The sequence below is a fragment of the Cellulosimicrobium sp. 22598 genome (assembly GCF_052044445.1).
GTDB lineage: Bacteria > Actinomycetota > Actinomycetes > Actinomycetales > Cellulomonadaceae > Cellulosimicrobium > Cellulosimicrobium cellulans_G.
On record NZ_JBQEMZ010000003.1, the window covers coordinates 203,580 to 225,132 of the forward strand.

The window sequence follows — 21,553 nt, forward strand, 5'->3', positions numbered from 1 at the left end:
GTGGCGAAGCAGCGCGAGCGCGGGTGGCCGCCGGACCCGGAGCCGCTTCCGGTCCCGGTGGTGGACAACCACACCCACCTCGACTCGATCCCTCACGTCCTCCCCGATCCCCGGGGCCCCCGCGAGTCCCCGCAGCGGAGCGAGGACGACTCGTGGGGGTGGGGCGACGTCCCCGCCCCGACCGTCACGGACCACCTGGCCCGGGCGGCGGCCGCGGGGGTGGACCGCGTGGTGCAGGTCGGCTGCGACCTGCCGTCGGCCCGCTGGACCGACGCCCTGCTGCGCGGCGACCAGGCGGTCTGGGGGGTCGAGCAGGCGGATCCGGCGCGTCCCGGCGCCGGGACGAGCCACGATCACCTGGTCGGCCGTGGGGGGACGGGGGTGGGGCGGGTGCTCGGGGCCGTGGCCATCCATCCGAACGAGGCCGTGCTGCACGGTGGGGTGCGGGAGGTCGGGCCGGACGGGCTCGCGCCCGACCCGCAGGCGCACCACGACGTCCCGCTCGACGACGCCGTCGCCGAGATCGCGGCGATCGCGCGCGCGAACGACCGCGTGCGGGCGATCGGTGAGACGGGGATGGACCTGTTCCGTACCGGACCGCAGGGCGAGGCTGTACAGCGAGAGGCGTTCCGGGCGCACGTGGCGCTCGCGAAGGAGCTCGGCCTCGCGCTCCAGATCCACGACCGCGACGCCCACGCGCAGGTGCTCGACGTCCTCGCGCGCGACGGCGCGCCGGAGCGGACGGTCTTCCACTGCTACTCGGGCGACGCCGCGATGGCCCGGTTCTGCGCGGAGCAGGGCTGGTACCTGTCCTTCGCGGGCCCGGTGACGTTCCGCGCGAACGACGAGCTGCGGGCCGCCCTGCGAGAGGTGCCGCTCGGGCAGGTCCTCGTCGAGACGGACGCGCCGTACCTCACGCCGCACCCGTACCGGGGCCGTCCCAACGCCCCGTACGTGCTGCCGACGACGGTCCGTACCGTCGCCGAGGTGGCGGGCCTGCCGCTCGCGGACGTCTGCGCGCGGCTCGCCGCGACGTCGGTCGCGGTCTACGGGCCCTGGTGAGGCGGGCACGACGGAGGGGGAGCCGGCACCGCGCGGCACCGTCCGTTCCGGGGCGAACCGGAGGTTTCGTCCAGGGTCACGTTTCGGCTACGGTCAGGTCCGTGCGTCGCGCGCCGTGCGCCGACGACGTGCCCCACCTCGCTCTCGGCGCTCGCCGAGGGCCGCTCCCCAGAAGGGACCGTGCGCGTGCTCGCACCTGACGGAACCGGTCGCCGACGCCTGCAACGGCTGGCGGCCCAGGGCGTCGTCGTCGCGAGCCTCGTGGTCGTCACCGGTGCGTTCGCCTCGCTCCAGAAGAGCGTCACGCTCGACGTGGACGGCGAGCTGTACGACGTCTCCGCGTACGGGCGGACGGTCGCCGAGGTGCTCGACTACCAGGACGTCACGGTCGGCGCCGAGGACCTCGTCGAGCCGGGCCTGACGGACTCCGCGCACGACGGCGGCACGATCGTCGTCCGGACGAGCCACGACGTGACGATCGAGATCGACGGCCAGGTCCAGACGATCTCCACGACGGCGCGCACCGTCGGCGAGCTCCTCACGTACCTCGGCCCGCGCGCCGAGGGCGCCGTCACCGAGGTCTCGCGCACCCAGGCGCTCGGTCGCGACCCGATCCGGGTCTCCACGCTCAAGACCGTCCACGTCGCCGTCGACGGCGCGGTCATGCCCATCACGACGGCGGAGCCCACGGTGCGCGGCGTCCTCGCGACGGCGGGCATCGTGCTGGCCGAGGGCGACAGCACGTCCGCGCCGCTCGACGCGGCCGCGGTCGACGGCATGCTCGTCCTCGTGAGCCGCGCCGCGGCGTCGGCCACGACCGTCACCGAGGTGCTGCCCTTCACCACGGAGGAGGTCGAGGACCCGAACCTGCCGAAGGGGCACCGGGTCGTCGTCCAGTCCGGCCGCGTGGGCGAGGCGACCACGACGTACGCCGTCCAGACCCTCGGCGGTGCCGAGGTGTCGCGCACGGTCCTCACGCGCACGGTCACGACGGAGCCGCGCAACGAGATCATCAAGGTCGGGACGATGGACGTCTCGGTCTCGGTGGACCCCGGCTCGGCGCGGGCGATCGGCCGCTCGCTCGCGGCCCAGCGCGGGTGGGGCGACGACGAGTTCACGTGCCTCGACAAGCTGTGGACCAAGGAGAGCAACTGGCGGGTCGACGCCGACAACCCGAGCTCGAGCGCGTACGGGATCCCGCAGGCGCTGCCCGGGTCCAAGATGTCGAGCGCGGGCGCCGACTGGCGGACCAACCCGGCGACGCAGATCACGTGGGGCCTCGGCTACATCGAGGGCCGCTACGGCACGCCGTGCGCGGCCTGGTCGCACTCGGTGGCCAAGGGCTGGTACTGAGGCCCGTCGCGGCGCCGGTGCGGTGCCGGCGCCGGTAAGGCGCCCGCGGTCCGCGGGCGCCCGGGCTAGCGCTCGAGCATCTCGAGGTAGTGCGGGTTCTGCATGATCCCCAGCACGTTGCCGAACGGGTCGACCACCGACGCCGTCACGAAGCCGGTGCCCTCGCCGCGCTCGACGACCCCCTCGTACTCGGTCGCGCCGAGCGCGAGGAGCCGGGCGAACGCGTCGCGCACGTCGTCGACGTGCCAGTTCACGATCGCGCCCCCGGGGGTCTCCGGCTGGGGCCGCGGGGACCAGGACCGGGCGATGATGCCGAGCTCGTCCTGGCGGTCGCCGATGCGGAACTCCACGTACCCGCCGGGCACGACGTAGTACGGGTCCGTCCCCAGGACCTCCGAGTACCACGCGGACGCGGCCTCCAGGTCGTCGGCCCACAGGTTCAGCGTCGCCATCCCACGCAGCATGCTCGTCTCCCTCGTCGTCGTCCCCGGTTCCGTCCCGGGGACCGCGGTCGTCGACCCGGCGGGACCGACACCACGACAGTAGGACCTCATGCGGAACGTGCGGTTCCGCATGGTGCGAGAGGATGGATCCGTGCTCGACACCTCGGTACGACTCCTGCGCCTGCTCGCGCTCCTCCCGACGCGCCCGACGTGGTCGGGGCCCGAGCTGGCGGAGCGGCTCGGCGTCACGACCCGCACGGTCCGCAACGACGTGGAGCGGCTGCGGCTCCTCGGGTACGAGGTGCGGTCGGCGCCGGGGACGGCGGGCGGCTACCGGCTCGGGTCCGGGACCGCGCTGCCCCCGCTCCTGCTCGACGACGAGGAGGCCGCGGTCGTGGCGGTGTCGCTGCGAGCCGCTGCGACGGGGTCGATCACAGGGGTCGAGGACGCCGCGCGGCGCGCGCTCGTCAAGCTCGACACGGTGCTGCCCGCGCGGCTGCGCGCCCGGGCCGACGCGCTGCGCGCCGCGGTCGCGAGCGCGCCGGTGGGCGGGCCGGCGGTCGACGCCCGCGTGCTCGCCGACATCGCGGCGGCCGTCGCCGCCCGCACGGGCCTCCGGATCGAGTACCGGGCCCACGACGGGACGACGACGTCCCGGGCGGTCGAGCCGTACCGGCTCGTGCACGTCGGGCGGCGGTGGTACCTCCTGGCGTTCGACCTGGGCCGCGACGACTGGCGCACCTTCCGCGTCGACCGGCTGCGCCTGCGCTCGCCCGGCGGGCCTCGCTTCACGTCCCGCCCCGTGCCGGGCGGCGACGCGGTCGCCCACGTCGTCCGCGGCGTCGGCTCGGTGGCGTGGGCGCACCCCGCGCGCGTGCGCCTGCACGCGCCGGCGAGCACGGTGGCCGACCGGATGGAGCCGGGCGCCGGCGTGCTCGTCGACGACGGGCCGGACGCGTGCGTGCTCGAGACCGGGGGGACGTCGCTCGCCCGGCTCGCCGGGTTCCTGCTGGGCCTCGACGTCGACCTGACGGTGCTCGACCCGCCCGAGCTGGCGGCGACGCTGGCTCGGGTCGGGGAGCGGGCCGCGCGATCAGGGCGTGCGACGTCGGGCGCGGTGGACGACGTCCTCGCGCGTGGCGGCGTCGGTGACGCCGGGTGAGAAGCGCGTGGAGGTGCCCATGACATACATGATGAAAACCGGACAGAACCTCCCAGTCTAGCGGCGCAGGGGTTGGACTTGGATAACGGATCGGTTACGGTCGAACGTCGCTCGCGTGCGAACGGCATGCCCCGCGGTCCGTCCGGACCGCGGGAGACGTGCCCGGACCTCGCGGGCGGTGCGCCGTCGTCGGGCCCTGGGGAAGGGGCGCCGGGGTTGGCGCCGGCAGCCGGATCGGCCGCTCGAGACCCGCGGACGCACGTGTGCGCCCGCCGCGGAGGACGCACGTCCGCCGCGGGCCGCGGGTGGCGCGCACGCGCCGTCGAGCCGCCGTGCCCGGGACCCCCGACGACTGGACCCGAGTGAAGAACCCCTTCCACCGGACCGCTGACGCGGCCGGCGCCCCCGAGAGCGCCGACACGACCCTCCAGAACCCCCCGACCCTCACCGACGGCCCCGCGGAGAGCCCCCAGAGCCCCGCGACCACCGCCCGCCGTCGCCGCCGCTGGCCCCTCGTGGCCGGCGCCACCGCCGTCGTCCTGCTCGCGACCGGCGCCGTCGCCTACGGCAACGCGCGCAAGACCGTCCAGCTCGACGTCGACGGCCAGATCACCACCGTCACGACGTTCGCCGGGTCCGTCGAGGGCCTGCTCGCCGAGCAGGACGTCGCCGTGGGCGACCGCGACCTCGTCGTGCCCGACGTCGACTCCGCCCTGCGCGGCGGCGGCGACGTCGTCGTGCGCTACGGGCGCGAGGTGCCCGTCCAGGTCGACGGCTCCCAGTCCTCCGTCTGGCTGACCGCGCTCGACGCGGACGAGGCCCTGACGACCCTCGCCTCGCGCGGCAGCGACGTGCGCCTCGTGGCCTCCCGCTCCGGCGAGCGCGTGTCGCTCCCGATCCGCCTCGACGCGGACGGCCCCGTGAACGTCGTCGCGGACGGCGAGACCAAGGTCGCGCCCGACGGCAGCATCGGCATCGACGCGATCCTCGACCAGCAGGGCATCCAGCTCGGCGAGCTCGACCGCGTCCACGTGGAGAAGTCCGAGCAGATCGCCGCGGCTCAGGCCGACGCCGCTGCCGAGGCGGCACCCGCCGAGGCCACCGCCGCCGCGACCGAGGACGCCGAGGCGGCGGCCGACGCCGCGCCGGTCTCGCTCGTCGTGCAGCGCGTGAAGGTCGAGGAGGTGCCCACCACGGCGGCCGTCCCGTTCGAGACGGTCACCGAGGAGGACGCGAACCGCTTCAAGGACCTCGACCCGGTCGTCAAGCAGGAGGGCGTCGAGGGCGTCCACACGACCGTGCACCGTGTCACCACGGTCGACGGCGTCGAGGAGTCGCGCGAGCTCGTCTCCGAGGGCGTCACCACGCCGCCGGTGAACAAGATCCTCGTGCAGGGCACCAAGGAGCGCCCCAAGCCCGAGCCGAAGGCGACGACGCAGCAGCGCTCGTCGACCCCGTCGTCGGGCGGCTCGTCCGCGCCGGCCGCCGACCTCGGCTCCGCCCCCGGCGGTGTCTGGGGCGCGCTCGCGCAGTGCGAGTCCGGCGGCAACCCCGCGACGAACACGGGCAACGGCTACTACGGCCTCTACCAGTTCTCGCTCTCGACGTGGCAGGCGATGGGCGGCTCCGGCCTCCCGTCGGAGGCCTCGGCCGCCGAGCAGACGCAGCGCGCCCAGGCGCTCCAGGCACGCTCGGGCTGGGGCCAGTGGCCCGCGTGCGCCCGCAAGCTGGGTCTTCTCTGACCGGGTAGCACGACTCACGGCCGCACCAGGGAGGGCGGGGCGCACGGCGCCCCGCCCTCCCGTCGTCCCCGCGACGTCCGGACCGTCCCCGCCCCGGTCGGTAGGCTTGCCTGTCATGAGCGACACCCGCGGTGCCCTGCTGGGTCCGGCCGAGATCCGTGACCTGGCGGGTCGCCTCGGCGTCCGCCCCACCAAGACCCTCGGCCAGAACTTCGTGCACGACGGCGGCACCGTCCGCAAGATCGTGCGAGCCGCGGACGTGCGCCCGGGGGAGCGCGTCGTCGAGGTCGGGCCCGGGCTGGGCTCGCTGACCTTGGGGCTGCTCGAGGCGGGCGCGAGCGTCGTCGCGGTCGAGATCGACCCGGTCCTCGCGCAGCAGCTCCCGACGACGGTCGCCGCGCACGTGCCCGACCTCGGCGACCGCCTCGAGGTGGTCGGCGCGGACGCCCTGGAGGTGACGACGCTGCCCGGGGAGCCCCCGACGGCGCTGGTCGCCAACCTGCCGTACAACGTGGCGGTGCCCGTGCTGCTCACGTTCCTCGAGCGGTTCGACTCGCTCGAGCGCGTGCTCGTCATGGTGCAGGCCGAGGTCGCGGACCGGCTCGCCGCCCCGCCCGGGTCGCGCACGTACGGCGTCCCCTCGGTCAAGGCCGCCTGGTACGCCGACGCCCGCCGCGCCGGGACGATCGGCCGCAGCGTGTTCTGGCCGGTGCCGAACGTCGACTCCGCGCTCGTCGCCCTCGACCGCCGCGAGCCGCCGACCACGACCGCGACCCGGGAGCAGGTGTTCGCCGTCGTCGACGCGGCCTTCGCGCAGCGGCGCAAGATGCTGCGCTCCGCGCTGTCCGGCCTCGCGGGCTCGGCGAGCGTGGCCGCCGAGGTGCTCGAGGCCGCCGACGTCGACCCGCAGGCGCGCGGCGAGGTGCTGGACGTCGCGGCCTTCGCGCGCGTCGCCGAGCAGCTCGTCCTGCGCGGCGGCCTCGGCGAGCGCCCCGCCCGTGGCGCCGCACCCGCGGAGCGTCGCACCGGACGACCTGGCACAGTGGACGCGTGACACCCCCGCGACCGCCGCGCATCGCCCTCGCGCCACCCCCGTCCGTCCGCGTGCGCGCACCCGGCAAGGTCAACCTCTCGCTCCGGGTCGGGGCGCTGCAGGACGACGGCTACCACCCGCTCGTGACGATCTTCCAGGCCGTCGGGCTGAGCGAGGACGTCGTCGCCCACCACGTGCCGCCGGGCTCGGGCGTCTCGCTCGGCGTGACCGGGCTCCAGGCCGACGTGGTGCCGACCGACGAGACGAACCTCGCGTGGCGGGCCGCCGTCGCGCTCGCCGAGCACGTGGGCGTCGACCCCGACGTGCGGCTCGAGATCCACAAGGAGGTCCCCGTCGCGGGCGGCATGGCGGGCGGCTCCGCCGACGCGGCCGCCGCGCTCGTCGCGTGCGACGCGCTCTGGGAGACGGGCGTGCCCCGCGCCGACCTCGTCCGCCTCGCCGCGGGGCTCGGTGCGGACGTCGCGTTCGGTCTGGTCGGGCACACCGCCGTCGGGACGGGGCGCGGCGACGTGCTCACGCCCGCGATGACGCGCGGCGAGTTCCACTGGGTCTTCGCCGTCCAGGCCGACGGACTCTCCACGCCGGAGGTGTACCGCACGTTCGACGAGACCGTCGGCGGCCCGGCCGAGCTCGACCTCGCCGAGGACACCGCGCTCATGCAGGCCCTGCGTGCCGGGGACGCGGTCGGGCTCGGGCAGGTGCTGCGCAACGACCTCCAGGGCCCCGCGCTCGCCCTGCGCCCCGAGCTGCAGCGGACCCTCGACGTCGCGACCGAGGCCGGCGCGCTCGGCGCGATCGTCTCCGGCTCCGGCCCGACGGTCGCCGCCCTCGCGCGCAGCCGCCAGCACGCGCTCGCGATCGCCGCGTCGTGGACCGCGAACGACGCGTGCGACACCGTCTGGTGCACCACCGCGCCCGCCGCCGGCGCCCGCGTCGTCGCCCACTGACCGCCCGCCGACGCGAGGCCCGCCACGCGCCGGACGGGGCGTTCGCGTAGTGTCGCCGTCATGTCAGGGGACAGGCTCGGACTGCGCAGCCTGCGGCTCGACGCCGCGTACTGCCTCGTGCTCGGCGGCGCGGTCGCCGCACTCGCTCCGTCGTGGGCGCCGGCGCTGGGAGTGCCGGTGCCGGTCGTCGCGGGGATCGGGGTCGCGGTGGTGGTCTGGGCGGCCGCCGTCGCCTGGATGGCTGCGCGGCTGCGGCTGCGCGTCGCCCTCCGCACGGTCATGGTCGCGAACGTCGTCGCCGCCGCTGCCGTCGCCGCGTTCTCGGCGACGACGGCGGGCGTCCTCGTGCTGCTCGCGGTCCTCGCGGTCGCGGCGGACGTCGGGCTGTTCGCGGGCTCCCAGGCCGTCGCGCTGCGCCGGTTGGGCGCCGCCCCGGGCGGCGCGTCCGCGCAGTCGCCCGGCCCGGCGGTCTAGCGGTCGCGCAGCCAGGCGAGCTGACGGGCGAAGCGGTAGCCCTGGCCGCCCTCGTGCTCGTTGTAGCGGTAGACGTCGATCGCGCGCTCGGCCTCGGGCGCCGCCCCGGCGGCCGCGCCCCAGCCGTTGTACGCCGCGTAGACGGTGGACGGCGGGCAGACCTGGTCCATGAGCGCGACGGAGAACAGCGCCGGCGCGGTGGCGCGGCGGCCGAGCACCGCCCCGTCGAGGTAGGACAGCGTGCGGAACACGGTCTCCTCCGCGTCGCGGTGGACGGCGAGGTAGCGCGTCAGCTCGCGGTACGGGTCGCGGTCGGTGATCTCGACGGCGCGGCGGTAGTGGCACAGGAACGGGACGTCCGGGAGGGCCGCGACGAGCCCGTCGGCGAGGCCCGCGACGGCGATGGCGATGCCGCCGCCCTGGCTCACGCCGTGCACGGCGACGCGCTCGGGGTCGACGCCGGGCACCGAGCGCACGGCGTCGACCGCCCGCACGCCGTCGGTGAAGACGCGGCGGTAGTAGTGGTCGTGCGGGTCCTCGATGCCGCGCGTGAGGACGCCCGGGACGGCGGGCCCCGACCCGGCCGGGTCGGGCGTGCCGCCGCCGCTGCCCCACTGGCTGCCCTGCCCGCGCGTGTCGACGACGAGGTGCGCGTACCCGGCGTTCGCCCACGCGAGGTGCTCGTGGGGCAGCCCGCGACCGCCGCCGTACCCGAGGAACTCGACGACCGCGGGCAGCGGGGCGTCGTCGCCGGCCGCGGCGGCGCGGGCGGCCTCGGCGGGCCGCACGAGCCACGCCTTGACGGGCTGGCCGGCGAACCCGGGGAACGTCACGTCGTCGACGACGACCAGGTCGAGGCCGGTCTCCACGCGCTCCAGCCGCACCGTCCCGGCCGGGTCCCCGCCCGCCTCGCGCGACTCCGCGAGGGTCCGCGCCCAGAAGGCGTCGAGGTCGGCGGGCTCGTCGAGCACGGGGGCGTAGGTCTCGAGCTCGGCGAGGGGCAGGTCGAAGAGCGGCACGGGGCGATCCTCCGGTCAATACGTCTGATGTCCGACATTCAGGTGCGGTCGGGACGACTCTAGCGTCGAGGCCCGGCGCACCGTGAGGACGCTAATAATGCGCATCATCCCTTTGACCTGCGCCGTGCCCGTCCGGCGACACTGCCAGCAGCCCACGTCTCCACGTGGCGCCCGGCGGCGACGACGCCGCCGGCGAGGAACCGACGGAGGTCCCCTGTGAGAACCCGAGCAGCAGCACCACGCCGCAGACCGCGCGCCGTGGCGACGGCGGTCGCCACCCTGACGGCGGTCCTCGCCGCCGGGGCGGTCGTCCCCGCGGCGGCCCTCGCCGCGGGACCGCCGCCCGCGGTCACGGCCGTCACCACGACCGGGGCGACGACCGGGGCGACGGCCGACGGCCCGTCCGCGTCCGACCTGCCCGTGTTCGAGTACCGCGGCGTGGTCACCGACAAGGAGTCGATGATCTACAACCCGACGGACGAGTTCATCTTCCCGAGCGTCTTCCACGCGGGCGCGTACCTCGACGACCCGCTGGGGGAGTGGTACCTCTACTACGCCCCGCACGACTCCCCGGGCGGGATCTCGCTCATGTACGCCGACTCGCTCGAGGGCCCGTGGACGGAGTACGCGCACAACCCGATCGTCGCGAACGAGTGGCTGCCCTTCTACGAGCGGGTCTCGCACGTCTCGTCGCCCGACGTCCTGTGGGACGACGCGGCCGACGAGGTGCTGCTGTACTTCCACGGCGAGAACTCGACGACGCGGTGGGCGACGTCGCCCGACGGCGTGACGTTCGACGACTCCGGGATCGCGGTCACCAACGCCGACGGCGGTGCCGGGACCACCGAGACGTCGTACGCGCGCGTCGTCGAGCACCCGGACCCGTCGTCCGGCTACCGGTTCGCCATGACGTACATGCAGAACCGGACCGACAACATCCGGCGCATCAAGGTGGCCGAGTCGGTCGACGGCAAGACCTGGGACGTGCGGCCCGACCCGCTCGTCGTGCCCGACGCCGCGACCGGCACGAACGTGTCCGGCGGCAACCTGTGGGAGTGGGAGGGCCAGCTCTACGTGGTCTACCACGGGTCCACGGGCATCACGTTCGCCCGCACGCTCGACCCGACGATGACCGAGGTCGGGCCGCGCTGGGAGCTGCACCGGGCCAGCGGCGTCGGTGACGACACCGGGCGGGTGGCTGCGCCCGAGATCGTGACCGACGGCGACGAGACCTACCTCTTCTACGAGTCCGGCGACCGGCTGGGCGCGACGATCGCGTGGGCGCAGCGCGACCCCGACGCCGTCCGCCCGCCCGAGCCAGGCCAGGACCCCGACCCGCTGCGCGAGCAGTGCAGCGGCGCCGCGTCCGACGAGTTCGACGGCGAGTCCCTCGACCCGGCGCTCTGGTCGGTCGTCCGGGCGGGCACCGCTCGCCACGAGCTCGTGGACGGCGCGCTGCGCGTCCCGACCTACCCGACCGGCGTCGCGGGCGCGTCGCTGCCGCTGCAGGCGGTCCCGGACGGGCCGTGGGAGGTCACGACGGCCGTCTCCGTCTCCCCGACCGAGCGCTTCCAGCAGGGCGGGCTGCTCCTGTACCGCGACGACGCGAACTACGCGAAGCTCGACCTCGTGCACGGCTCGCTCGGCCCGCGCCTCGAGTTCATCTGGCGCCAGAACGGCACCGACCGCAACACGGGGTTCGACTCGGTCGTCCCGCCGGCAGGGCTCGGCGAGACCTTCTGGCTGCGCCTCACGAGCGACGGGAGCGCCGTGCAGGCGTCGGTGTCGGTCGACGGCGTCGAGTTCGCGCCCTGGGGCCGCACCGTGGACGTCGCGGCGCTCGGTGCGACGGGCGTCGGGCCGTTCGCGATGCGCGGCTCCGCGACGCCGCCGGAGATCGTCGCGTCGTTCGACTGGTTCCGGTGGACCCCGACCGCCGAGGAGGCGGCCGCGTGCGACGACGACGCGCCCGCCGTCGAGGTGCAGGCCGTGACGCGCTGCCTCGCGGGCCGCGCGTACGTCGCGGTGACCGCGCGCAACGAGGGGGACGCCGCGGCGACGGTCCGGCTCGTGACGCCGTTCGGCGAGCGCACCGTGGCCGACGTCGCGCCCGGGCGCAGCGCCTACCAGTCCTTCGCGACGCGCTCGACGTCGGTCGCGGCCGGGGAGGCGAGGGTCGACGTCGCCGGGCCGGACGGCGTCGGGCGTGGCTCGACCTCGGCGACCTACGACGCGCTGACCTGCGGGTAGCGCGGCCGACGAGCACCGCACAGCGGGCCCAGGGATGCACCTCGGAGGTGCGTCCCTGGGCCCGTCGTGCATCCTCCGGCGGACGCCCGCCGGGGCGGCGGCGACCGTCGCGCCTCCGATTATGCGGATCACCGGCGACGGACCGAGGCCCGGAGTGCCAGCGTTCGCGACGTAATAATGCGTATTACTGCGTTGACCCGCACGCGCCGCTCTGGCGAGACTCCTCGCACGTCATCGACGACGTGATCGAGGAGGATCCATGCCGAGGCACCGCATCACCCAGGCCGACGTCGCCGCCATGGCCGGCGTCAGCCAGGCGACGGTCTCGTTCGTGCTGAACGACAGCACGCCCGCCGGGGTGCGGATCAGCGAGGAGACCCGTCAGCGCGTGCTCGACGCGATCCGCATCACCGGCTACTCGGCGAACCCCGTGGCCCAGCGCCTCGCGGGCGGGCACAACCAGATCCTGGGCGTCTTCACCTACGAGGCGACGTTCCCGCGCGCCGGCCGTGACTTCTACGGCCCGTTCCTGGTCGGCATCGAGCACGCGGCCGAGAAGCTGGGCATCGACATCCTGCTGTTCACGAGCGCGCGCGTCGTCGACGGCCGGCGCCGGCTCACGCGCGACGGCTGGCAGCGCCTCGGGATCGCCGACGGCTGTCTGCTGCTCGGCCAGCACGAGGACCGGGGCGAGCTCCAGCACCTGCTCGACACCAACTACCCGTTCGTCTTCATCGGCAAGCGCGGGAGCGACGGCGGGCGCCTGCCCTACGTCGGCGCCGACTACGTCGCGGCGACGGCGCGCCAGGTCGAGCGCCTCGTCACGCTCGGCCACGAGCGCATCGGCTACGTCGGGCCGCGCGGCACCGACCAGCCGACGCTCGACCGCGTCGACGCCTACCGCGCCACGATGAAGGCGCACGGGCTCACCGTGCGCTTCGTCGAGCTCGACGACGTCCCGGCCACGGCCGCGGAGATCGTCGACCAGCGCCTCACGGCCGTCGTCGTCGCCCCCGAGAACTACCCCGAGGAGCTCGTCGACGAGCTCGAGGGGCGCGGGGTCCGCGTGCCCGACGACGTCTCCTTCCTCCTCCTGGGCCAGCCCCACCACGGGCGTCCGGGCGGTCGCCGGTGGTCCGGGTTCTCGATCCCGCGCGAGGAGATGGGGGCACGCGCCCTCGTCCTGCTCTCGCGTCTCGTCGCCGAGTCCGGCTCGGGCCGTTCCGACCGCAGGTCCGCGCGCGCCGCCCGGGTCCCCGAGGACGAGCTGCACCAGCTCCTCGAGTGCGTCGACGTCGACGGCGAGACCGTCGCCGCGCCACCGCCCGCGCCGCCCCCCGGGGCCAGATCGTCCTTGCCGACCTCAGAGCACCCGAGCACCAGAGAAACGGAACCAGCGTGACCCATCCAGACCTCCAGGCAGACGTCCTCGTCGTCGGCGGCGGGCTCGGCGGCGTCGCCGCCGCGCTCGCGGCCGCGGAGCGGGGCGCCCGCGTCGTCCTCACCGAGGAGCACCCGTGGATCGGCGGGCAGCTCACGTCCCAGGCGGTGCCGCCGGACGAGAGCGCGTGGGTCGAGCGCTTCGGCGTGACCGCGCGCTACCGCGCGCTGCGCGACGGCATCCGCGACGTGTACCGCCGCTCGTACCCGCTCACGGACGCCGCGCGCTCGTGGGACGCCCTCAACCCCGGCGCGGGCTGGGTCTCCAAGCTGTGCCACGAGCCGCGCGTCGCGGTCGGGGTGCTCGAGGAGATGCTCGCCCCGTGGCGGTCCGCGGGCCGTATCCGTCTCCTGGAGCGCGTGCGCCCGACGGCGGCGACCACCGACGGCGACCGCGTCACCTCCGTGACGCTCGCCCCGGTCACCGCCGACGCCGCGGGCGCGACCGTGACGGTGCACGCGGCGTTCGTCGTCGACGCGACCGAGACGGGCGAGCTCCTGCCGCTCACGGGCACGGAGTACGTCACGGGGTTCGAGTCGAACCGCGAGACCGGGGAGCCGAGCGCGCCGGACGAGGCGCAGCCCGACAACGTGCAGGCGCTGAGCGTGTGCTTCGCCGTCGAGCACGTGGACGGCGACCACACGATCGACCGCCCCGAGCGCTACGACTTCTGGAGCACGTACACCCCGGGCCCGTGGAACGGGCGGCGCATGCTGTCGTGGGAGGCGCCGAACCCGCGCACGCTCGCGATGGACGTGCGGTCCTTCACGCCGAACCCGGGCGACGACGCACGGGCCGTCGACGCCGACCAGTCGAAGAACCCGGGCGACGGCAACCTGTGGACCTTCCGGCGCATCGCGGCGCGCGACCTGTTCGCGCCCGGCCACTACGCGAGCGACCTGTGCCTCGTGAACTGGCCGAGCATCGACTACTTCCTCGCGCCGGTGCTCGACGTGCCGCGCGACGTCGAGGAGGCGCGGATCGCCGACGCCCGTCAGCTCAGTCTGTCGATGCTGTACTGGATGCAGACCGAGGCACCCCGCCCCGACGGCGGGACGGGGTTCCCCGGACTGCGCCTGCGGCCCGACGTCATGGGCTCGGCCGACGGCCTCGCGCAGGCGGCCTACCACCGCGAGTCGCGCCGCCTGCGCGCGGTGACGACGGTGACGGAGAACGACGTCTCGTACGCCGTGCGCGGCGACCGGGGCGCGACGCGCTACGACGACTCGGTCGGCGTCGGCATGTACCGGATCGACCTGCACCCCTCCACGGGCGGCGACACGTACATCGACGTCGCCTCGACGCCGTTCGAGATCCCGCTCGGCGCGCTGCTGCCGCAGCGCGTGACCAACCTGCTCGCGGCCAACAAGAACATCGGCACGACGCACATCACCAACGGCTGCTACCGCCTGCACCCGGTCGAGTGGAACATCGGCGAGGCCGCCGGCCACCTCGCGGCCCACTGCCTCGCGACCGGGCGCACGCCGCACGCCGTCCAGTCCAAGGCCGACCTGCTCGCCGACTACCAGGACGAGCTCGTCCGGGCCGGCGTCGAGCTGCGCTGGCCCGCCGAGGCGCACCCCTACTGACGCGGGCCCCGCCCGCACCCGACACGCCCACCTCAGTCCGAAGGAGAACTGATGACCCCCCTGACCCCGCGCCGTGCACCCCGCCCGGCCCGCCCCCGACACCGCCTCGTGAGCGCACCCCTGGCCGCAGGCGGCGTCGCGCTCGCCCTCGTCCTCACCGCGTGCTCCGGCGGCGGCGACGACGTCGCGGGCGAGCCGAGCACGCCGAGCGAGCCCGTCGAGCTGCGCATGACGGTCTGGACGGCCGACGAGACACAGCTCGCGCAGTTCCAGGAGATCGCCGACGCGTACGTCGCCGAGAACCCCGACCTCGTCTCGGGCGTGACGTTCGAGACGATCCCGTTCGAGGACTACACGACGTCCCTCACGACGCAGCTCGCGGGCGGCAACGCCCCCGACCTCGCATGGATCCTCGAGAGCTACGCGCCCGAGTTCGTCGCGAGCGGCGCCCTCGTGGACGTCGCCCCGAAGCTCCAGGAGACCGAGGGGTACGAGTTCGACGACCTCCTGGACTCCTCGCTCGCGCTGTGGGAGAAGGACGGCGGCCTCTACGCCTATCCGTTCTCCAACTCGCCGTTCGCGATGTTCGTCAACACCGACCAGGTCGCCGCCGCGGGCCAGCCGAACCCGGCCGACCTCGTCGCGTCGGGCGAGTGGACCTACGACCAGGCCCGCGACATCTCCGCGGCCGCCGCCGCGACCTCGGGCAAGCAGGGGCTCGTCGTGCGCGACTTCGACTTCAAGGTGTGGGAGAACCTGTCGACGATCTGGGACGGCTGGGACGCGGCGCCGTGGAGCGAGGACGGCACGCAGTGCACGTTCACCGACCCCGAGATGGTCGACGCGCTCACGTGGATCCACGACGCGACGTTCGTCGACAAGGCGATGCCCGGCCCGGGCACGACGGCCGACTTCTTCGCGGGCGACTCCGTGATGACGATCACGCAGATCAGCCGCGCGTCCGCGCTCGACGACTCGTTCGCGTGGGACGTCGTGCCGCTCCCGGCCGGTCCCGCGGGTCAGCAGAACGTCATCGGCCAGGCGGGCATCGGCGTCTTCGCGGCGGGCGAGCACCCGGACGTCGCCGCCGACTTCCTGGCGTGGTTCACCAACCCCGAGAACGCCGAGACGCTCGCCGCGTACTTCCCGCCCCCGCGCGAGTCGCTCCTGAACGCGGAGACGCTCGGCGCGGCGAACCCGAAGCTCAGCGAGACCCAGCTCCAGGCGGTCGTCGTCGACGGCATCCAGGGCGCCGTGACCAAGCCGTCGCACCAGAACTTCGCCAAGCTGCAGGACACGGTGCGGGCCCAGCTCGACGCGCTGTGGACCGCGGACGCCGACGTCGAGGGCGTGCTCGCCGACACGTGCGCGGCGATCCAGCCCCTGCTCGAGGACTGAGCGTGGCGTCCTCCGCACTCGCACGACGGGACGCGGCCGTGGGGTACACCATGGTCGCGCCCGCCGTGCTCGGCGCGCTCGCGTTCGTCGTCGCGCCGTTGGTCGCCGTCGTCTGGTACTCGCTGCACGAGTGGAACGTCCTCGCGAACACGTTCACGTTCGCGGGCGCCGACAACTACGAGCGCATGCTCTCCGACCCCGGCCTGCGCGACTCGCTCCTCGCGAGCCTGTGGTTCTCGGTCGGGCTCGTGGTCCTCAACATCTCGCTCGCGCTGCTCCTCGCGGTGCTGCTCAACCAGAAGCTCCCGGGCACGACGACGTTCCGCACCTTCTTCTTCTCGCCCGTGGTCGTGTCGCTCGTCGCGTGGACGATCGTGTGGAGCTTCCTGCTCCAGGCGGACGGCGGGATCAACGGGTTCCTGTCGCTGCTCGGCATCGAGGGACCGAACTGGCTGCGCGGCGAGACGACGGCCATGATCTCGGTGATCGTCGTCCAGGTGTTCAAGAACGTCGGCCTCAACATGATCCTGTTCCTCGCGGCGCTGCAGGGGGTGCCGGAGGAGGTCCAGGAGGCCGCGCGCCTCGACGGCGCGGGCGCGTGGCGGCGCTTCCGGTCGATCACGCTCCCGCTCATCAGCCCGACCGTGCTGCTCGTCTCGATCCTCACGATCGTCGGCTCGCTCGAGGTGTTCGCCCAGATCGCCGTGCTCACGGGCGGCGGGCCCGGCAACTCGACCACGGTGCTCGTCTACTACCTGTATCAGCAGGCGTTCCGCTTCAACGACTTCGGCTACGCGAGCGCGATCTCCGTCCTGCTGTTCGTCATCGTCCTCGTCCTGACACTCGTGCAGTGGCAGACGCGCAAGAGGTGGGTCTTCCATGAAGTCTGACGTGATGCCCGGCCCGGCCACGCTCCCGGGTGCGGACGCCGACGCTGCCCGGCCCGCGGCATCGGGCCGGGGCGGCGAGGGCCCGGACGGGGGGCGGCACGCCCCCGCGCGCCGCGACCGCGCCGCGCGCTCGCGGCGCCGGTGGGGACGCTGGGCGCTCGTGGCGCTGCTGGTCGTGCTGAGCATCCCCTTCGTGTTCCCCACGTGGTGGATGGCGACGTCGAGCCTCAAGCCGATGAGCGAGATCCTGCGGGCCGTGCCGACGCTGTGGCCGCAGGACCCGTCGTTCGCGGCGTACGGGGACGTGTTCCGGCTGCAGCCGTTCGCGCAGCAGTACTGGAACAGCCTCTACATCGCGGCGCTCGTCACGGTCGGGACCATCCTCGTGTCCTCGATGGCCGGGTACGCGTTCGCGCGGATCCGGTTCCCCGGGGCGAACGCGCTGTTCCTGCTCGTGCTCGTCGGGCTGCTCGTGCCCTCCGAGGTGACGATCGTCCCGCTGTTCCGGATGGTCAACTCGCTCGGGCTCATCGACACGCACTGGCCGCTCGTGGTCATCCCGATCCTCGGGGCACCCAGCGTCCTCGCGACGTTCATCATGCGCCAGTTCTTCCTCGGGCTCCCCGGCGAGCTCGAGGAGGCGGGGCGCATGGACGGCCTCGGGCGGTGGGGGATCTTCTGGCGCATCGCGTTCCCGCTGTCGCGCTCGGCGATCTCGGCCGTCGCGATCTTCACGTTCCTCAAGTCGTGGAACCTGTACCTCGAGCCGATCGTGTACCTGTCCAGCAAGGACCGGTTCACGCTCCCGCAGGCGCTCACGCAGTACGTCGACGCCTACGGCGGCCCGATGTGGAACGTCCAGCTCGCCGCGACGACGCTCACGGTCCTGCCGGTCCTCGCGGTGTTCCTCGTCGCCCAGAAGCAGTTCGTCCAGGGCCTGGCACACACGGGACTGAAGTAGGGGCCGCCGATCAGCCCTGGCCGGGGTACTCGGTGCGGGTGCGCGTCCCGCCCGCCGTGACGCTCCCGCCGCCGACGACGGGCAGGGGCGTGCCGGCGGAGAACCCGAGGCGCTCCTCCTTCACGACCGTCCCGCCGGGGGGCGTCGTGACGAGGGAGCTCGGCGGGTTGGGCACGACGTTCCCCTGCGCGTCGTACGTGACCGCGTAGACCCCGGGCCCTCCGACGTCCTGGCTGCCCGGGATCATCCCGGTCCCCTCGATGCTCGCGCCCGCCTCGCCGCGGACGTAGACGGTCGTGAGACCCGTGCCGTGCTCGACGCGCGTCCCGACGAGGCCCTCGACGGGTACCTCGGCGCTGCCACCGGCCATGGGCACGATCGCCGCCCCGCCCGAGCCGGTCGCGTAGGCACCGCCCTCGACGATCGTGGCGTCGGGGGCGGGGGGCTCGTACGACCCGAGCTGCGGGCCCATGTAGTGCATCGTCTGACGCCGCTGGTAGGCGAGGAACTCGTCGACCTCGTCCTGGGACTGGAAGGTGTACTCGGTCCCCACGTTGAGCACGGCGCCCCCGGACGCGCTCGCCTGGCCGCCCAGGTTCACGTCGTGCTCGTTCGCGTGGGCCTCGACGTACGGGGTCGGAGTGCCCGCGCCGACGCCGCCGGTCATGCCGGCGAGCTGCGTGACCCGGAACGTCCCGTCGGAGAGCTCGTCGATGCGGTACTCGACGCCCGCGGTCCCCTCGAACGGACCGACGCCGCCGCCCTGCTCGTACACGACGTGCTCCGTCGCCACGATCGTGGGCGGCGGCTCCTGCAGCGTCGGCGGTCGAGGGATGCCGGGAAGGCTGGGGATCCACGGCGGGTCGGTGCGGCCGCCGCCGGCGCCCCCGGAGCCGCCACCGCCGGAGAACCCGCCGTCCGCGGCGCTCGCGCCCTCCTGCTGCTCGGCCTGGGTGCGCAGCCGCTGCGCGCCGTCGTCGAGCAGGCCGGACGCCGAGCGCAGGGCCGCCTCCATCTCGCCGTGCCAGCGTGCGCGCAGGGCGTCCGCGTCCGGACCGGCCCACGGGGTCGCGGTCACGGCGGCACGCAGCGACGCCGTCAGGGCGTCCAGCGCCGCCGCGCGGTCCTGGAAGGTGTTCGCGAGACCGCGGAGCGCGGCGACGTCGGCGCCGTAGAACGACATGGGATCCCTTGGTCGGACGAGACGGATGCTCCAGCCACCCTCGGACACCTCGACCGCCGCGGCAAGGGGGAGGGGTCCCCATCGCCGGCGCGGGCACGACGCGGTCGCCCGTCCGACTACCCTCGACGGCGTGGCTCACCTTCTCGGCGCCGACGGCATCTCGCTGACCGTCGGCACCCGCACCCTGCTCGACGACGTCTCGCTCGGCCTCGACGACGGCGACCGCGTCGGCATCGTCGGCCCCAACGGCGCCGGCAAGTCCACGCTCCTGCGCCTGCTCGCGGGCACGCAGCAGCCCGACGTCGGCCGGGTCACCCGGGTGGGCGGGCTGCGGGTGGGCCTGCTCGACCAGCGCGACGACGTCGGCACCGGCGCGACGATCCGCGACCTCGTGCACGGCGACGCCGCGACGCACGCGTGGGCGTCGGACGCGAGCGTCCGCACCGTTCACGCCGGCCTGCTGGCCGACCTCGACCTCGACGCTCCCGCGGACACGCTGTCGGGCGGGCAGCGGCGCCGCGTCGCGCTCGCGGCCCTCCTCGTCGCCGACCACGACGTGCTGTTCCTCGACGAGCCCACGAACCACCTCGACGTCGAGGGCGTCGCGTGGCTCGCCGCGCACCTGGGCGACCGGTTCGCGCGCCCGGGCGCGAAGGGCGCGCTCGTCGTGGTGACCCACGACCGCTGGTTCCTCGACGCCGTCTGCTCGCGCATGTGGGAGGTGCGTGGCGACGGCTCCGGCGCGGTGGAGGGCTACGAGGGCGGGTACGCCGCCTACGTGCTCGCGCGCGCCGAGCGCCAGCGGACCGCCGCCGTCGCGGCGGAGAAGCGCGACAACCTGCTGCGCAAGGAGCTCGCGTGGCTGCGCCGCGGGGCGCCCGCGCGCACGTCGAAGCCCAAGTTCCGCCTCGACGCGGCCGCGGCGCTCATCGCCGACGTGCCGCCCCCGCGCGACACGCTCGAGCTCACGCGCACCGCGACCAAGCGGCTCGGCAAGGACGTGCTCGACCTGGAGGACGTCACCGTCGCGGTCCCGCGGCGCGGTGCGCCCGGAGAGGACGCGGGCGAGCGCGTGCTGCTCGACGACGTCACGTGGCGCCTCGGGCCCGGCGACCGGTACGGCGTCGTCGGGGTCAACGGCGCGGGCAAGACGACGCTCCTCGCCCTGCTCGCCGGGCGGCGCGAGCCCGACGCGGGCCGCGTCAAGCGCGGCAAGACGGTCCACGTCGCCGAGCTGTCCCAGGACGTCGGCGAGCTCGACGACATCGCCGGGTCCCGCGTGATCCAGGTGATCGAGGACGAGAAGCGGTCGGTCGTCGTGGACGGCAAGGAGCTCACGGCGTCCCAGCTCGTCGAGCGGCTCGGGTTCACGCGCGAGCGGTCGCAGACCCTCGTGCGCGACCTCTCGGGCGGCGAGCGCCGCCGCCTCCAGCTCCTGCGACTGCTCGTCGCCGAGCCCAACGTGCTCCTGCTCGACGAGCCGACGAACGACCTCGACACCGACACGCTCGCCGCGCTCGAGGACCTGCTCGACGGCTGGCCCGGCACGCTGATCGTCGTCTCGCACGACCGCTACCTGCTGGAGCGCGTCGCGGACCGCCAGGTCGCGCTGCTCGGGGACGGCAAGGTGCGGGACCTGCCGGGCGGCGTCGAGCAGTACCTCGAGCTGCGGCGCGCGGCGCTCGCGGGGGCGGGAGCGTCGTCGAGCGGCTTCGCGCCCGCGGCGGGCGCCGGGGCCGACGGCGGCGCGGACGGCGCGCAGGACGCGCCCGACCTGGCCGGTCCGAGCGCCGCCGAGGTCCGGGCCGCGAAGAAGGAGATCAACCGCATCGAGCGGAGGCTGTCGAAGATCGCCGAGGCCGAGGGCCGCCTGCACGAGAAGATCGCCGCGAACGCGACGGACTTCACCGCGGTCGCGGAGCTCGACGCCGAGCTGCGCGCGCTCGCGGCCGAGAAGGACGAGCTGGAGGCGGCCTGGCTCGAGGCGGCGGAGGTCGCGGGCTGACGAGTCCGGGCGCCCGCGGTCAGCGGCGCAGGAAGCCCATGCGGTCGTCGGGGTCCACGCGCTGGAGGATCGCGCCCGCGATGGCGTCGAGCTGCTCGACCTGGTCGGGCGTGAGCGCGTCGATCACGTGGTCGCGGACGGTCGCGACGTGGCCCGGCGCCGTCGCGACGAGCTTGGTCCACCCGGCGTCGGTGAGGTGCGCGTTGGTGGCGCGCCGGTCCTCGGGGCACGGGACGCGCTCGACGAGCCCGCGCTTCTCGAGCCGGGCCACGACGTGGGAGAGCCGGGGGAGGGTCGCGTTGGTGGCCCCCGCGAGGTCGGTCATGCGCAGGGTGCGGTCGCGTGCCTCGGAGAGCATGGCGAGCACGTAGTACTCGAAGTGGCTCAGGTCGGCGTCGCGCCGGAGCTGGGAGTCCAGGACGCCCGGGAGCAGCTCGACCACGGCCACGAGCCGCTTCCACGCGTCGAGCTGCCGGTCGTCGAGCCAGCGGGGTTCTGTCGTCATGGTGCCTCCTCCGGTGTGACCATCGTAATAGTTGACGCTACAAGTTTAGCCCCGTACGGTGATGGTTGTAGCAAC

At 74.5% G+C, this 21,553-nt stretch carries 18 protein-coding genes; 14 read left to right on the top strand and 4 right to left on the bottom strand.

Translation table 11 applies throughout. The features are described from left to right. A complete protein-coding gene (locus tag ACTJIY_RS05175) occupies positions 1 to 1,062 on the top strand; it encodes a TatD family hydrolase (protein WP_440673795.1) in 1,062 nt (353 codons plus the stop codon). A gap of 186 nt (positions 1,063 to 1,248) precedes the next feature. Beyond that, positions 1,249 to 2,415 (top strand): ubiquitin-like domain-containing protein, encoded by a 1,167-nt coding sequence (locus ACTJIY_RS05180; protein ID WP_353708558.1) that lies wholly within the window; start codon positions 1,249 to 1,251, stop codon positions 2,413 to 2,415. Between the two features lie 65 nt (positions 2,416 to 2,480). Here ACTJIY_RS05180 and ACTJIY_RS05185 read toward each other — a convergent pair whose 3' ends face one another. Next, a complete protein-coding gene (locus tag ACTJIY_RS05185) occupies positions 2,481 to 2,867 on the bottom strand; it encodes a VOC family protein (RefSeq protein WP_253052835.1) in 387 nt (128 codons plus the stop codon). 142 nt (positions 2,868 to 3,009) lie between these two features. On the opposite strand from ACTJIY_RS05185, the gene ACTJIY_RS05190 reads away from it, so the two are divergent. The 5 genes from ACTJIY_RS05190 to ACTJIY_RS05210 all read left to right on the top strand — a co-directional run bounded on the left by ACTJIY_RS05190 (position 3,010) and on the right by ACTJIY_RS05210 (position 8,237). Beyond that, positions 3,010 to 4,020, top strand: coding sequence for a helix-turn-helix transcriptional regulator (locus ACTJIY_RS05190; protein ID WP_253052837.1), 1,011 nt, complete (start codon positions 3,010 to 3,012; stop codon positions 4,018 to 4,020). 332 nt (positions 4,021 to 4,352) lie between these two features. Further along, positions 4,353 to 5,762, top strand: coding sequence for a transglycosylase family protein (locus tag ACTJIY_RS05195; protein WP_353708560.1), 1,410 nt, complete (start codon positions 4,353 to 4,355; stop codon positions 5,760 to 5,762). A 115-nt stretch (positions 5,763 to 5,877) separates the two neighbouring features. Then, entirely contained in the window at positions 5,878 to 6,816 is a 939-nt protein-coding gene (gene rsmA / locus ACTJIY_RS05200) for a 16S rRNA (adenine(1518)-N(6)/adenine(1519)-N(6))-dimethyltransferase RsmA (protein ID WP_253052839.1), read from the top strand. Further along, positions 6,813 to 7,763, top strand: coding sequence for a 4-(cytidine 5'-diphospho)-2-C-methyl-D-erythritol kinase (locus ACTJIY_RS05205; RefSeq protein WP_353708561.1), 951 nt, complete (start codon positions 6,813 to 6,815; stop codon positions 7,761 to 7,763). The genes rsmA and ACTJIY_RS05205 overlap by 4 nt, the downstream gene beginning before the upstream one ends. Positions 7,764 to 7,823: 60 nt before the next feature. Then, positions 7,824 to 8,237: a hypothetical protein gene (locus tag ACTJIY_RS05210; RefSeq protein ID WP_439159091.1), complete on the top strand. Its 414-nt coding sequence runs from the start codon at positions 7,824 to 7,826 to the stop codon at positions 8,235 to 8,237. Here ACTJIY_RS05210 and ACTJIY_RS05215 read toward each other — a convergent pair. Next, on the bottom strand, positions 8,234 to 9,256 hold the full coding sequence (locus ACTJIY_RS05215) for an acetylxylan esterase (RefSeq protein ID WP_439159092.1): 1,023 nt from the start codon (positions 9,254 to 9,256) through the stop codon (positions 8,234 to 8,236). The two genes, ACTJIY_RS05210 and ACTJIY_RS05215, sit on opposite strands and share 4 nt — an antisense overlap. A gap of 258 nt (positions 9,257 to 9,514) precedes the next feature. Between ACTJIY_RS05215 and ACTJIY_RS05220 the strand changes: the two genes are divergently transcribed. The 6 genes from ACTJIY_RS05220 (at position 9,515) to ACTJIY_RS05245 (ending at position 17,785) form a co-directional block, all read left to right on the top strand. Continuing rightward, the gene (locus ACTJIY_RS05220; RefSeq protein ID WP_439159093.1) at positions 9,515 to 11,506 is read left to right on the top strand and encodes a DUF1349 domain-containing protein; all 1,992 of its coding nucleotides are present in this window, start codon (positions 9,515 to 9,517) and stop codon (positions 11,504 to 11,506) included. A 259-nt stretch (positions 11,507 to 11,765) separates the two neighbouring features. Further along, complete coding sequence (locus tag ACTJIY_RS05225) at positions 11,766 to 12,908, top strand: LacI family DNA-binding transcriptional regulator (RefSeq protein ID WP_253052849.1); 1,143 nt, start codon at positions 11,766 to 11,768, stop codon at positions 12,906 to 12,908. Beyond that, complete coding sequence (locus ACTJIY_RS05230) at positions 12,905 to 14,536, top strand: FAD-dependent oxidoreductase (protein ID WP_439159094.1); 1,632 nt, start codon at positions 12,905 to 12,907, stop codon at positions 14,534 to 14,536. Before ACTJIY_RS05225 ends, ACTJIY_RS05230 begins: the two co-directional genes overlap by 4 nt. A 51-nt stretch (positions 14,537 to 14,587) precedes the next feature. After that, positions 14,588 to 15,934 carry an ABC transporter substrate-binding protein gene (locus ACTJIY_RS05235; RefSeq protein ID WP_440673796.1) on the top strand — a complete coding sequence of 449 codons (1,347 nt, stop codon included), beginning with the start codon at positions 14,588 to 14,590 and terminating at the stop codon, positions 15,932 to 15,934. A gap of 2 nt (positions 15,935 to 15,936) precedes the next feature. After that, positions 15,937 to 16,824, top strand: coding sequence for a carbohydrate ABC transporter permease (locus tag ACTJIY_RS05240; RefSeq protein WP_253052855.1), 888 nt, complete (start codon positions 15,937 to 15,939; stop codon positions 16,822 to 16,824). Next, positions 16,814 to 17,785, top strand: a complete 972-nt coding sequence (locus tag ACTJIY_RS05245; protein ID WP_253052857.1) for a carbohydrate ABC transporter permease — start codon at positions 16,814 to 16,816, stop codon at positions 17,783 to 17,785. Before ACTJIY_RS05240 ends, ACTJIY_RS05245 begins: the two co-directional genes overlap by 11 nt. Before the next feature lie 10 nt (positions 17,786 to 17,795). Here the strand turns inward: ACTJIY_RS05245 and ACTJIY_RS05250 are convergent, their stop codons facing one another. After that, positions 17,796 to 18,968 carry a WXG100 family type VII secretion target gene (locus tag ACTJIY_RS05250; RefSeq protein ID WP_253052859.1) on the bottom strand — a complete coding sequence of 391 codons (1,173 nt, stop codon included), beginning with the start codon at positions 18,966 to 18,968 and terminating at the stop codon, positions 17,796 to 17,798. A 130-nt stretch (positions 18,969 to 19,098) separates the two neighbouring features. Between ACTJIY_RS05250 and ACTJIY_RS05255 the strand changes: the two genes are divergently transcribed. Next, positions 19,099 to 20,973 (top strand): ABC-F family ATP-binding cassette domain-containing protein, encoded by a 1,875-nt coding sequence (locus ACTJIY_RS05255; RefSeq protein WP_440673797.1) that lies wholly within the window; start codon positions 19,099 to 19,101, stop codon positions 20,971 to 20,973. Between the two features lie 19 nt (positions 20,974 to 20,992). Here ACTJIY_RS05255 and ACTJIY_RS05260 read toward each other — a convergent pair whose 3' ends face one another. Beyond that, on the bottom strand, positions 20,993 to 21,478 hold the full coding sequence (locus ACTJIY_RS05260; RefSeq protein ID WP_253052863.1) for a MarR family winged helix-turn-helix transcriptional regulator: 486 nt from the start codon (positions 21,476 to 21,478) through the stop codon (positions 20,993 to 20,995). Positions 21,479 to 21,553 lie beyond the last annotated feature (75 nt).